This is a genomic window from Cupriavidus sp. GW823-FHT07A04, assembly GCF_058794615.1.
Map to the genome: position 1 here is coordinate 376516 of NZ_JBXAHA010000001.1, position 13009 is coordinate 389524.

At 68.4% G+C, this 13009-nt stretch carries 12 protein-coding genes; 7 read left to right on the forward strand and 5 right to left on the reverse strand.

Annotated features, from left to right (window positions below; genetic code table 11):
* Positions 1-42 precede the first annotated feature (42 nt).
* Complete coding sequence (glnE, locus tag AC1Q7Q_RS01735; protein WP_492375774.1) at positions 43-2883, forward strand: bifunctional [glutamate--ammonia ligase]-adenylyl-L-tyrosine phosphorylase/[glutamate--ammonia-ligase] adenylyltransferase; 2841 nt, start codon at positions 43-45, stop codon at positions 2881-2883.
* Positions 2880-3515, forward strand: coding sequence for a rhombosortase (gene rrtA / locus AC1Q7Q_RS01740; RefSeq protein ID WP_492375767.1), 636 nt, complete (start codon positions 2880-2882; stop codon positions 3513-3515). Before glnE ends, rrtA begins: the two co-directional genes overlap by 4 nt.
* A 113-nt stretch (positions 3516-3628) precedes the next feature.
* On the opposite strand, the gene AC1Q7Q_RS01745 is transcribed toward rrtA, so the two are convergent.
* From AC1Q7Q_RS01745 to AC1Q7Q_RS01760, 4 genes are all read right to left on the reverse strand, one after another.
* Positions 3629-5311 carry a S8 family peptidase gene (locus AC1Q7Q_RS01745; RefSeq protein WP_492375766.1) on the reverse strand — a complete coding sequence of 561 codons (1683 nt, stop codon included), beginning with the start codon at positions 5309-5311 and terminating at the stop codon, positions 3629-3631.
* 129 nt (positions 5312-5440) lie between these two features.
* Entirely contained in the window at positions 5441-5878 is a 438-nt protein-coding gene (locus tag AC1Q7Q_RS01750; protein ID WP_492375765.1) for a hypothetical protein, read from the reverse strand.
* A gap of 40 nt (positions 5879-5918) precedes the next feature.
* The gene (recN, locus tag AC1Q7Q_RS01755; protein ID WP_416048056.1) at positions 5919-7643 is read right to left on the reverse strand and encodes a DNA repair protein RecN; all 1725 of its coding nucleotides are present in this window, start codon (positions 7641-7643) and stop codon (positions 5919-5921) included.
* 72 nt (positions 7644-7715) lie between these two features.
* The gene (locus AC1Q7Q_RS01760; protein WP_174422855.1) at positions 7716-8633 is read right to left on the reverse strand and encodes an NAD kinase; all 918 of its coding nucleotides are present in this window, start codon (positions 8631-8633) and stop codon (positions 7716-7718) included.
* 114 nt (positions 8634-8747) lie between these two features.
* Here AC1Q7Q_RS01760 and hrcA point away from each other — a divergent pair, with 114 nt between their 5' ends.
* The 3 genes from hrcA to AC1Q7Q_RS01775 all read left to right on the forward strand — a co-directional run bounded on the left by hrcA (position 8748) and on the right by AC1Q7Q_RS01775 (position 11442).
* On the forward strand, positions 8748-9785 hold the full coding sequence (gene hrcA / locus AC1Q7Q_RS01765; protein WP_492375764.1) for a heat-inducible transcriptional repressor HrcA: 1038 nt from the start codon (positions 8748-8750) through the stop codon (positions 9783-9785).
* Positions 9786-9897: 112 nt separating this feature from the next.
* Positions 9898-11013: a ferrochelatase gene (gene hemH / locus AC1Q7Q_RS01770; RefSeq protein WP_492375763.1), complete on the forward strand. Its 1116-nt coding sequence runs from the start codon at positions 9898-9900 to the stop codon at positions 11011-11013.
* A gap of 33 nt (positions 11014-11046) precedes the next feature.
* Positions 11047-11442 carry an RNA-binding S4 domain-containing protein gene (locus AC1Q7Q_RS01775; protein ID WP_492375762.1) on the forward strand — a complete coding sequence of 132 codons (396 nt, stop codon included), beginning with the start codon at positions 11047-11049 and terminating at the stop codon, positions 11440-11442.
* A gap of 41 nt (positions 11443-11483) precedes the next feature.
* Here AC1Q7Q_RS01775 and AC1Q7Q_RS01780 read toward each other — a convergent pair whose 3' ends face one another.
* On the reverse strand, positions 11484-11639 hold the full coding sequence (locus AC1Q7Q_RS01780) for a hypothetical protein (protein ID WP_006160162.1): 156 nt from the start codon (positions 11637-11639) through the stop codon (positions 11484-11486).
* A gap of 274 nt (positions 11640-11913) precedes the next feature.
* On the opposite strand from AC1Q7Q_RS01780, the gene grpE reads away from it, so the two are divergent.
* Together grpE and AC1Q7Q_RS01790 are read left to right on the forward strand one after the other, a co-directional pair.
* Entirely contained in the window at positions 11914-12471 is a 558-nt protein-coding gene (grpE, locus tag AC1Q7Q_RS01785) for a nucleotide exchange factor GrpE (protein WP_253930874.1), read from the forward strand.
* A gap of 89 nt (positions 12472-12560) precedes the next feature.
* Positions 12561-13001: a thioredoxin family protein gene (locus tag AC1Q7Q_RS01790; protein ID WP_492375761.1), complete on the forward strand. Its 441-nt coding sequence runs from the start codon at positions 12561-12563 to the stop codon at positions 12999-13001.
* The last annotated feature ends 8 nt before the right edge of the window (positions 13002-13009 follow it).

Genomic DNA, 13009 nt, shown 5'->3' on the forward strand with positions numbered 1-13009 from the left:
CCCGGCAACACTTCCAGCGCTGCCAGGCAGGCCGTGGCCGACATGGCCACCGGCCCGTTCGCGGTGGTGGCCGCCGTTGAACTCGTGCCGGTCGATTGCGCCGGCATGGCATTGTACTCGCCCGCCTATTCCCATTACACCCGCCGCATGGTGCAGGCCCGTCCCGAGCTGGCCGACATCGTCGCGCTCGCGCGCGACCAGCCGCTCACGCGCGCCTGGATGGAGGCACGGCTCAAGGTCCTGCATGCGCCGTCGGCCGACGTGGACGACGCCATCAAGCGCGCGCTGCGCCGCTTGCGCGCGGAAGTGATGTGCGTGGTGATCGAGCGCGATCTGCGCGGGCAGTCGACGCTGGGCGAAGTCACCGGCGCGATGACGGATCTGGCCGAGCTCGGCATCCAGTACGGCCTGGCCATGCTGGAAGCGGACCTCGCCCCGACCTACGGCCGTCCAGTCGGGCAGAGCAGTGGGGAAGTCCAGGAGCTGGTGGTGGTCGGCATGGGCAAGCTGGGTGGCCGCGAGCTCAATGTGTCGTCCGATATCGACCTGATCTTCCTGTACGACGAAGACGGCGACACGCGTGGCGGGCAACGCAGCCTGTCCAATCACGAGTACTTCATCCGCCTGGGACGGCGCCTGATCAACCTGCTGGCCGACGTGACCGGAGACGGCTACGTGTTCCGCGTCGACATGCGCCTGCGCCCCAATGGCGACGCCGGGCCGCTGGCCTGCAGCTTCGGCATGCTGGAGCAATACCTGATGGTGCAGGGGCGCGAGTGGGAGCGCTACGCCTGGATCAAGGGCAGGGTGGTGTCGGCGCTGGATACCCCGCATGCGCAGCGTACCGCCGCGCAACTGGCCAGCCTGACCACGCCCTTCGTCTTCCGCCGCTACCTCGACTACGGCGTGATTGCGGCGATCCGCTCGCTGCACGCGCAGATTCGCGCCGAGGCGGCCAAGCGCAGCGGCGGGCTGGCGGCGCCAGGCGGCGGCCAGCGCGTCAACCAGCGTGCCTTCAATATCAAGCTCGGCCGCGGAGGCATCCGCGAGATCGAGTTCATGGCACAGGTCTTCCAGCTGATCCGCGGCGGCCAGGACCCGGCGCTGCGCATCCGGCCCACCCTGGAGGTGCTGACGGTGGCGGTGGAGCATGGGCTGTTGCCTGCGGGCCAGGCTGAGCAACTGGCGCACGCCTACCGCTTCCTGCGCCAGCTCGAGCACCGCCTGCAGTATCGCGACGATGCCCAGACGCACCACCTGCCAACCTCGGAAGAGGAGCAGCTGGCGGTGGCGAAGATGATGGGCTGCGCCGACTGGCCGGCCTTGCTCGAGCGGCTGGCGTCGCTGCAGGATCCGGTGGCGCAACAGTTCGAGGCCACCTTCTCGGACCCCGATGAAGCGCACGCGCCGTGCGAGGCGTTGTGGCCGGCGTTGATCCAGGAAGAACAGGATGAACCGCCGTGCGAACGCCTGGCCTCAGCCGGCTTCGGCGATTGCACCGGGCTGCTCGACCGCCTGCGCGCCATCGGCGGCTCGCTGCGCTACCGTGCGCTGTCCGAGCCCAGCCGGGTGCGTTTTGACCTGCTGGTCAACCGCGCGCTTGACCTGGCCTCGCGCCAGGAAGATGCCGACCGCACCATCGCCCGCTTTGTCGATTTCCTGGATGCCATCAGCCGCCGCGCGTCCTACCTGTCGCTGCTTTCCGAGTACCCGCAGGCGATGGCGCGCGTGGCCGACACGCTGCACGCATCGAGCTGGGCCGCCGCCTACCTGACCCGCCACCCGCAGCTGCTCGACGAACTGCTCGACAGCGATGCCCTGGCGGGCGCGCCCGACTGGGCTGGCTTTCGCAGCCGCCTTGCCGCGCGCCTCGACGCGGCCGACGGGCAGATCGAAGCGCAGATGGACATCCTGCGCCGCGAGCACCACGCCGAGACTTTCCGCGTCCTGTTGCAAGACCTGCAAGGCATGCTGACCGTCGAGCAGATCGCCGACCGGCTGTCGGACCTGGCCGATGCCATGCTCGAGGTGACCCTGCAGGCCGTCTGGCGCCAGCTGGCGACCCGGCATGCCGAGCAGCCGCGTTTTGCCGTGATCGCCTACGGCAAGCTGGGCGGCAAGGAGCTGGGCTATGCCTCCGACCTCGACATCATCTTCCTCTACGAGGACGAGCACGAGCGCGCGCCTGACGTCTATGCCGCCTACGCGCGCCGCTTGATCACCTGGCTGACCAGCCATACCGCGGCCGGCACGCTGTTCGATGTCGACACGCGCCTGCGCCCCAACGGCGAGGCCGGGCTGCTGGTGACCAGCTTCGAGGGCTTTCGCCGCTACCAGCAGCGCGAGGGCGACAACACCGCGTGGGTGTGGGAGCACCAGGCCCTTACCCGCGCGCGTTTTTGCGCGGGCGACCCCGAGATCGGCGCGCATTTCGAGAGCCTGCGCGACGAGATCCTGCGCCAGCCGCGCGACGCCGCCACGCTGCGCGGCGAGATCGTCGCCATGCGCCACAAGGTGGCCGATGGCCATCCCAATCCAAGCGGATTGTTCGACCTCAAGCATGATCGCGGCGGCATGGTCGACATCGAGTTCACGGTGCAATACCTCGTGCTGCTGCACAGCCACGATCATCCCGCGCTCACGCGCAATGCCGGCAATATCGCGCTGCTGCGCACGGCCGGCGAAATCGGCCTGATCGATGCCACGCTGGCGCGCGAAGTGGGCGATGCCTATCGCCTGTTCCGTGCCCGCCAGCACCAGCTGCGCCTGGACGGGCAGGTCCACGCACGGGTTGCGCCGGCCGTGGTGGCGCAGCAGGCGGAACACGTGCGCACCCTCTGGCAAGCGGTGTTCGGCGAGCCGGTTGCCGCCGGCGGCAAATGAACGTGCCGGCGGCTGGCGCGGCGCGCCGGCCGGGATGGCCGGGCGTGCTGGCCGTACTGGCGCTCACGGCCGCCCTGGGTGCCGCTTTTACCTTCATTCCGTGGCTGCACGCGCACGGGCTCTATCTGCGCGATGCGGTCATGGGCCACGGCGTGGCGGGCCAGTGGTGGCGCCTGCTGACGGCAATGTGGGTCCACCTTGGCTGGCAGCACTGGCTGGCGGACCTGCTGGCCGCCGCGGGCCTGTTCCTGCTGATTGGCCGCGAGGCGCGCGCCGGCGCGATGTTGGCGGTCCTGTTCGCCTGCGGCGTTGCGGTGCAACTGGCGTTATGCCGGGTGCCGTCGGTGGGCTGGTATGGCGGATTGTCCGGCGCGTTGCACGGGTTGGCCCTGTGGGGCGGGCTGCGGCTGCTCTATGGAAGCGGCGTGTCGCGCGTGCTCGGCGTGGCGCTCTGCCTTGGCGTGTTGGTCAAGACCTGGCTTGAGCAGTCGTGGCTCGCGCCCGTGGTGTTCGACCCGCAGTGGGGGTTCGGGGTCGTGCGCATCTCGCACGCGGCCGGCGCGCTGGCCGGCCTGGGGCTATGGCTGGTGCAGGAGTGGTGGCAGCGCCGCCGGGGCGAGCCACCGGCATAGGCGCGCGGACAAGGGGCGCGCCGGGCGGAGGCCGGACGGTGCCCCGCGCGCCGCGAATTCAGCGCGAATTCAGCGTGGTTTCAGCGTGGTTTCAGCGCGGTTTCAGCGCGGTTTCAGCGCGACCGTACCGGGCGCCGGCGGCGTCCGACCCAGTTCAACAGCAAGCCAAGCGCGCCCAGCCCGAGCGCGAGCGGCCACGAAATCGCGCCGCCGCCGCCGCCCGAGGAGGCGGCTGGCGCGGCGGGGGCCGGCTGGACCACCTGCGTGCCGGCGGCCACGGCAGCATTGGCATCGAGCAGGCCTGCGCCGCAGATGCCGGCATTGGCGGCGGCCGTGCAATAGGTGCCAGCCGGATGGGGCCGTGCCGAACTCTTCAAGGTGGCAAGCACCTGGGCGGGCGTTAGGGCCGGGTTGGCGGCGAGCATCAGCGACACCACGCCCGATACCAGCGGCGCGGCAAAGCTGGTGCCTTGCGAGTTGATGACGTTGTAGTTGCCAAGCGAAGTGGTGCCGTCATTGGACAGGGTCCGGATGAACGACTCCGCCACCGAGCATTTGCCGCCCGACACCTTGGAGTTGCCGCAGCCGCCGCCCGGCGCGCTCAGCGCAACCTGCGGCCCCACATTGGCATAGCTGGCGTTCTCGCCGTCATTGGCATGTGCCGTTACGGCGACCACGCCGGCGCAGTCGGCGGGTGCCTCGACCGCGCCGGCGCTGTTGCCCGTGGCGGCAACCACCACCACGCCATTCGCGGCGAGGTCGGTCACGGCTTGCTGCTCGATGCTGGAGCAGGTCCCGCCGCCCAGGCTCACGTTGATCACGCGCGCCGGGGTGGGGTTGGCCGGCACATTGGGTACGGAGAGGCCGCCAGCCCAGCGCATGCCATCCACCGTGTCCGAGAGCAGCGCGCCGCAGCGGCCGGAGACGCGCACCGGCTGGATGCGGGCGTTCCAGTCCACACCGGCGATATTCACCCCGTTATTGGTGAGTGCGCCAAGCGTGCCTGCCACGCGGGTGCCGTGCCAGCTATTGTTGGTTGCGGTCGTGGTCGGCGTGGTGGTGCCTGGGCAGGTGAAGCCCGCCGGCACGCCGTCGCCGGCGTCGGTGGCATCGGCGTCGCGGCCATCGCGGTCGTTGGCGATGGCCGGATCGGTAATGAAGTCATAGCCTGGCACAATGCGGCCAGCGAGATCGGGGTGGGGCAGGTAGCCGGTATCGAGCACGGCGATCACCAGGCTGCTGCTGCCGCGCGTGCGGTCCCATGCGGGCGGCAGGTTCACGCCGCCCACCACCTGGGCGGGGGTGCCGAGGTAGGGCTGGTTGAGCGCGAACTCGGGATCGTTAGGCACGGTGTCGTGCAGCCGCAGCCAGCGGTCCGGCACCACTTCCGCGATGCGCGGATCCTGGCGCAGCCGGGCGGCGGTACCTTCCGGGTCGGCGGCATCGCTGCCGGAGACGCTCAGCAGTTGCAGGCTGCCGCCCATCTGGCGCTTGACCGAGAGCGCCACGCCGGTGCTCTGGCGCACGCTCAGCATGCGCTCGGACAGGCCGCTGGCAGCGGCGCTGTCGCTGGCGCTGGTGGCGCTTGCGCCGGCGGTTGTGCTTGTGCTGCCGTCACGCCAGCGCACGATGAAGTTGCCGGTGTAGTGCGGCGCGGGGCGCGCGGCGGGGTCGGGGGCTGCGCTGGCTGCGGCCGGCGCACCCAGCCAGAGGGCGGCGCCCAGCGCCAGCAGCAGGGCGACATGGGGCGCCACGCGCCGCGTTTCGCCAGATTGGAATTGACGCTTTGCCTGCATGTCTGCCTTCTCCCGTTGATGCCGCTTCGGACTGACCGCGGTTACAGCATTCAACCTTCCACCTTCAGCTTTCAACCTTCAACGTCCAAGTCATGGATTCCGACGACAGGAATCGGGTCGCCGCCGGAATCAGCTCGCCGGCATGTCGCGGCCAATGGGCTGGGTGCGGTTCGGCTTGAGCACGCGGTCAGGCTCGGCCAGCTCGATGCGGGGGGTGCCGCGCAGCGTGGCAAGCGCCTGGTCGATCGTGGCATCGGCCGACGCGGAGATCGCGGTGACCAGCCACACGCCGCCCGACATGGGCCGCTTGACGACGAAGCGGATCGGCCCGGCAATCGACGCCAGCAAGCGATCGGCGTCTTCGGACACGGTGACGGGCGGCGCGGAGAAGCGCACCATGATGTCGCCTACGGCGCGATCGGCGCTGATGCTGTTGAGCGGTGGCGCCGACGGGCGCTGTTGCGCCTGGCAAGCGGTCAGGGCCAGCAAGGCCAGCAGGCCGCAGGCGGCGGTGATCCGCAGAGGGCGAGCCAGTGAGCGGGAGTGTGGCTGTTTGCCGAGTGACATGGGGAAACTCCTGAATGGTTACGGGCCAGGGCGCAGGCGATCAGCCTGCGCTGCGCCGCGAGCGGCGCGCCTCCCGGGCCGTGCCGGTGGTGCCGCGCAGGCCTTGCGCGAGCATCTCCTCGGCGTGTTGCACTGTGGTGGGCGTCACCGTGGTCCCACCCAGCATGCGTGCGGTTTCGACCACGCGGCCGGCGGGGTCGAGGGCGCGGATGCGCGAGCGGGTGACCGAGCCTGTGCCATCGCGCTGACTGGTCTCCTTGCTGACCAGCAGGTGGGCGCCGGCCTGGGCGGCCACCTGCGGCAGGTGGGTCACGCACAACACCTGGCGGGCGCGGCCGAGTTCCTGCAGGCGGCGGCCTACCACCTCGGCCACCGCGCCGCCGATGCCGGTGTCGACTTCGTCGAAGATCAGGGTGGGGGTGGGCGCGGCCTCGCTGGTAATGACGGAAATCGCCAGGCTGATCCGGGCCAGTTCGCCGCCCGACGCCACTTTGGCCAAGGGGCGCGCGCTGACGCCGGCATGGCCTGCCACCAGGAATTCGACCTGTTCCAGGCCGTGGCTCTGCCCTTCGTCGAGCGGGTGCAGCGCCACCGCGAAACTGCCGCCCGCCATGGACAGGCCCTGCATGGCATCCGTCACGGCGGCCGACAGGCTTTCGGCCGCCACCTTGCGGGCAGCGCCGAGGTGCTGGGCGATGGTGAGGTAGGCGGCGCGGGCCGCGGCTTCGCGCGCCATCGCCTTGTTCAGGTCCTGCGCGGACTGGAGATCGTCCAGTTGCTGGCGGCGCGCCATCAGTTCGTCCGGCAGCTGCTCGGGCGGCATCCGGTACTTGCGCGCGGTGGTGTGCAGCGCCTGCATGCGCGCCTCCACCACCTGCAAGCGTTCGGGGTCCAGGTCGATCCGGTCGACGTAGCGGTTGAGCGAGTGAGCGGCCTCCTCGACCTGGACCAGCGCCGGGTCCAGCGCCGCCAGTACGTCGCCCAGCGCGGGGTCGACGTCAGCCATCTGCCGCAGGCGCTGCACCACGCTGTTCAGCCCGGACAGCACCGAGCCATCGGCCTCGGACAGCGCCTCGAGCGCGGCGCGGCTGCCCTCGATCAGCCCGGCGGCGTGCGACAGCCGGTTGTACTCGGCCTGGATGTCTTCCCATTCGCCGGGTTGCGGCGCCAGCTTCTCGAGCTCGCCGACCTGCCATTCGAGACGCTCGCGTTCCAGCTGCATCTCGCGCGAGCGGTGCTCGACGGTTTCGCGCTGGCGCACGCACGCGCGCCACGAGCGCCAGGCTTCGGCTACCGCGCCGGCCTGCGCGGTGAGCCCGGCATGGGCATCGAGCAGCAGGCGCTGGGCGTCGGGGCGCAGCAGCAGCTGATGGGCATGCTGGCCGTGGATATCGACCAGGCGGTCGCCGATGTCGCGCAGCTGGCCCAGCGTGGCGGCGGCGCCATTGATAAAGGCCTTGCCGCGCCCGCTGGCGTCTACCGTGCGGCGCAGCAGCACCGTGCCTTCGTCGCCGGTGAGATCGTGTTCGGCCAGCCAGGCGTCGAGCCCGGCCGGGGTGGAAAAGGTGGCGCTGATGCTGGCCCGGGCGGCGCCTTCGCGGACCACGCCGGCGTCGGCGCGCTCACCCAGCACCAGGGCCAGCGCATCGATCAGGATCGACTTGCCGGCGCCGGTCTCGCCGGTGAAGACGGTGAAGCCCGGGGAGAAGTCGAGGTCGAGGGTATCGACAATGACGAAATCGCGGATGGACAGGCTGCGCAGCATCGTGGTCGACGGGTCGGGGCTGGGTGATGTCAGGGGACGGATCTGGGCCGGATCGGTGCGGGCCGGGGCGGATCAGAGCCGGTTGTCTTCGCTCGGGTACTCATGCCAGTGCAGCTTCTTGCGCAGCGTGGCGTAATAGTTGTAGCCGATCGGGTGCAGCAGGTTGACGGTCTTGGCCGAGCGCCGCACCACGATGCGGTCGCCGGGCAAGAGCGAGGTTAGCGACTGCATGTCGAAGTTCACGCTGGCGTCACGCGCCGTGGCGACCTCGATCGACACTTCGGCGTCGTGCGGCAGCACGATCGGGCGGTTGGACAGCGCATGCGGGGCAATCGGCACCAGCACCAGGCCCGACAGGGTCGGGTGCAGGATCGGGCCACCCGCCGACAGCGCATAGGCGGTCGAGCCGGTCGGCGTGGAGACGATCAGGCCATCGGAGCGCTGGTTGTACATGAAATGGCCGTCCACCGACACCGCCAGCTCGACCATGCCTGAAATGCCGGAACGGTTGACCACGACGTCGTTGAAGGCCAGCGCGGAGAAGATCACGCCATCGTCGCGCACCACCTGGGACTCCAGCAGCATGCGGGTCTCGGACTCGTAGCGGCCCGCCAGCATGTCGGGCAGCACCGAGTGCACGTCCTGCAAGGGGATGTCGGTCATGAAGCCAAGGCGCCCGTGGTTCACGCCGATCAGCGGCACCGGGTAGCCGGCCAGTTGGCGCGCCAGGCCCAGCAGGGTGCCGTCGCCGCCGAGCACCACCGCCACATCGGCATGCTTGCCGATCTCGTCGGGCGCCAGTGCCGGATAGTCGGTCAGCCCGGTGGCCAGGGCAGTGTCTCGCTCGAACACCACATCCTGGCCGTTCCTGAGGATACAGGCGGCCAGCTCTTCCAGCGGGCCCTCGATGCCGGCTGTGGCGTACCTGCCGATCAGGGCGACGGTGCGAAATGGGGCGCGCGCGGCGCCGGGCTTGGGGAGCGAAGACATGCCGGGATTAGACCATACCGCCGTGACCATTGTCAGCAGGAGGGCGCTTGGCGCCGGGCCGGATCGCCGATGAGCCGCCCGAATGGTGAAAACTTGCGTAAAATCAGGAACATCATGGATGAACGTGCGAAAACGCTTCTCAAAACCCTCATCGAGCGCTACATCGCCGAGGGGCAGCCCGTGGGCTCACGGACCTTGTCGAAGTACTCGGGGCTCGACCTGTCTCCGGCCACCATCCGCAATGTGATGTCCGACCTGGAGGAAATGGGGTTCATTGCCAGCCCGCATACCTCGGCCGGGCGTATCCCCACGCCGCGCGGCTACCGGCTGTTCGTGGATACCATGCTGACCGCCCAGCCGCTGGATGGCGCGCTCAACCTGGCCGAGCTGACCGGCAAGATCCGGGGCCAGCTGCACGGCCAGCAGCTCGGGCCGCAGCGGATGATCACGTCGGCGGCGCACACCTTGTCCAACCTGTCGCAGTTCGCCGGTGTGGTGATGACCCCCAGGCGCGCCCAGGCGTTCCGCCAGGTCGAGTTCATGCGGCTTTCGGACAAGCGCATCCTGCTGATCATCGTCACCCCCGAGGGCGACGTGCAGAACCGCATCATCCAGACCGAGCTGCCGTACACCCCGTCCCAGCTGGTCGAAGCCGCCAATTTCATCAACTCGCACTTTGCCGGCATGAGCTTCGACAATGTGCGCGACCACCTGCGCGGCGAGCTGCAGGCGCTGCGCATGGATATGTCGCAACTGATGCAGGCCGCGGTGGAGGCGGGCAGCAATGCCATGGCCGAGGGGGAGGACGACCACGTCTTCATCTCGGGCGAGCGCAAGCTGCTGGAGGTGGAAGACCTGTCCTCCAGCATGGAAAAGCTGCGCCGCCTGTTCGACGTGTTCGAGCACAAGACCGGCCTGCTCAAGCTGCTCGATGTCTCCAGCCACGCCCAGGGCGTGCAGATCTTCATCGGCGGCGAGAGCAAGCTGGTGCCGCTCGAAGACATGGCGGTCATTACCGCGCCCTACGAAGTCGACGGCCAGATCGTCGGCACGCTCGGGGTGATCGGGCCGACCCGCATGGCCTACGAGCGGGTGATCCCGATTGTCGACATCACCGCGCGCTTGTTGTCCAGCGCGCTCAGCCAGAACTAGTGTTGGCCCGGCCCGGTCTCACAAACTGCCTGTTCCCCTCATCCTGTAAGCTCGGCGAGACCTGGCGGCCGCGCGCCCTGTGCCCGCGCCGCCCCGCCACACCGGAAATTACATGACGCTCACCCCTGAACCGGCCTACCAGCATGGCCAGGCGCCGCGCACGGCCATCCTGCTGATCAACCTTGGCACCCCGGATGCGCCAACGCCGAAGGCGGTCGGCAGCTACCTCAAGCAGTTCCTGTCCGACCCGCGCGTCGTGGAGATCCCACGCGCGGCGTGGCTGCCGCTGCTGTACGGCATCATCGTGCCACTGCGCTCGCGCGCCTCGGCGATGAAGTATGAGTCGATCTGGCTGCGGGAGGCGCATATGACGGGTTCCCCGCTGCTGGTGCACACCGAGCGCCAGGCTCACGCCTTGCAACTGCTGCTGAACCAGCAAGGCCATGAGGTGACGGTGGCGTGCGCCATGCGGTACGGCAATCCCTCGATCGGCTCGGTGCTGGAAGCGCTGCGCCGCCAGGGGACCGAGCGCATCCTGCTGCTTCCGTTGTACCCGCAGTACTCCGGCACCACCACGGCGACGGGCTTCGACGAGGTGTTCCGGGTACTCAAGCAGTGGCGCAACCAGCCGGAGCTGCGGCTGGTCAAGCATTTCCACGACCATCCGGCCTATATTGCCGCCTTGCACCAGCAGGTGGGGGCATACTGGGCGCAGCATGGCACGCCGGATTTCGCGCGGGGCGACAAGCTGATCCTGTCGTTTCACGGCGTACCGCGCCGCACGCTGGAGCTCGGCGATCCCTACCATTGCGAGTGCCTCAAGACCGGGCGCCTGCTGGGCGAGGCGCTGGGCCTGCAGCCTGGGCAGTACCAGGTTACCTTTCAGTCGCGCTTTGGCAAGGCGGAATGGCTGCAGCCCTATACCGCGCCCACCCTGCAGGAGCTCGGCAAGGTCGGCACCGGCCGGGTAGACGTGTTTTGCCCGGGCTTTCCGGCCGATTGCCTGGAGACGCTGGAAGAGATCGCCGTGGAAGGGCGCTCCGAGTTCCACGTGGCAGGCGGCAAGGTGTTCCACTACATTCCCTGCCTCAACGATTCGGAAAGCTGGATTGCCGGGCTGGCGGAGATCGGCTTGCAGCACTTGCAGGGCTGGCCGCTGCGGCTGCCGCATCCGCATGAGCTGGAGGCCCGCCGCACGCACGCGCAGACGCGCGGCGCCGCAGCATGAGCGCGGCGCTGCCCAACGGAAGGGGGTGATGACATGAGTGTATCTTTCGAGGCCGATGCCCGCCTGCGCATCGACAAATGGCTGTGGTGCGCGCGCTTCTTCAAGACTCGCTCGCTGGCTGCCGAGGCGGTGGACCGTGGCAAGGTGCAGGTCAACGGCCAGGCGTGCAAGAATTCGCGCGAGGTCAAGCCGGGCGACACCGTCGTCCTGGAGGCGCACCAGCAACGCTGGGAAGTCGTGGTGAAAGGGATTGCGTGCTTACGCGGCCCGGCCGCGGTAGCCCAGACGCTTTATGCGGAAACCGAGGCCAGCGAGGCGCGCCGGCGGCAGGACGCCGAGAACCGGCGGCTTAACGTGGAGCCTGCATCGAAGCTGCAGGGGCGCCCGACCAAGCGCGATCGCCGCCAGATCGACGGCGTCAGGGGGTGAGGCGCACGGCGATTCAAGCTGTACGGACTCACCCGGCTGGGTCAGCGAACGTAGGGAATGATGTAGTGTTTGAATACCGCCTTGCCACTGCCGTATTCGGTGTCTCGCGGCGTGAAGGCGCCGGAGAGGCAGATGAAGACTGTCATCACCGATAATGCGGCGAGAAGGAAGACCGTCAGAACAGGCAGCTTATGCATGGCTAACCTTTCGAGAGTGGCCCCACTTGAGTTGCATCTTCGACCCCGTTATTTTTGTCATTTTTATACGGTTTCATCTTAGGGGGTGCGCTGCAGCAAAGCAATATGACCCCTATTTCCGTAGACCCCTCTTTGTAACCTTGTATTTCAGTGCACTGTCGCGGTGCGCTCTTGAAAATCCGGGGGCCTGCCACCAACTGCAGGCTACATTTGCCGATTGACCACCCGGCGGCCTGCACCAGGCAGGCCGCGCCTTTGTTTGATACGGATCGACATGGAAGAACAGAAGCAGACGCCATCCACCACGCCGCCGCTCACGCCCGCCAGCGAGGAGCTGAACACCGCCCCGGCCGGCCAGGCCGATAACGCCGCCGCCGTGGACGTGGCGGCCCAGTTGGCCGCGCTTGAAGCCAAGGCCAAGGAGAACTACGACATGTTCCTGCGGGCTACCGCGGAAGGCGAGAACATTCGCCGCCGCGCCCAGGAGGATGTCGCCAAGGCCCATAAATTCGCCATCGAGACCTTTGCCGACTACCTGCTGCCCGTGATGGACAGCCTGCAGGCGGCACTGGCCGACGGGTCGGGCGATATCGCCAAGCTGCGCGAAGGGGTCGAACTGACCGCCCGCCAGCTCGTCAGCGCCTTTGAGAAGGGCAAGATCGTCGAGCTGAACCCGGTTGGCGAGAAGTTCGACCCGCACCGCCACCAAGCCATTTCGATGGTGCCGGCGCCGCAGGAGCCGAACACCGTGGTCACGGTGCTGCAGCGCGGCTACACGATCGCCGATCGCGTGCTGCGCCCGGCGCTGGTCACGGTGTCCGCACCCAAGTAAGCGCCACCTCGTTGCGGTCCGCCCGGCGGACTGGCACAAGCAACGCCCGGTGCCGCTGGCCCGGGCGTTTTTTATTGCTGGAGACATCTATGTCCACAAAGCCAGACAATGCCGTCACGCCCGACATCACTGTGGATCCGGCGGCGCACCTCGACCATCGCGCCTTCGAAGTGTTCGGCATGCGCGAGGTGGACGGCGCCGGCATTGATGGCGCTATCGCCGCCGCCGGCGATGCACTGGTCTGCGTGTTTTTCTGGGGCGTAGACTGCTTCAATTGCGAGATGGCCAAGAAAGCCATGCTGGCCAATCCAGACCCGGTGCGGGCGCTGGAGCTGCACTGGCTGCACGCTAACGTCTATGCGCACCCGGATATGGGCAAGCGATTCGGCTTGCACGGCATTCCGGTCTTCATGTTCTTCCACAAGGGCAAGAAGCTGGGGCGGGCCACCGGCTGGCATGGGCAGGGCCAGTTTGCCGCGGCGGTGGCTAACGCACGGCTGAAGGCTAGTGGCAAGCCGCTGGCTGGTTAGGCGCGTCC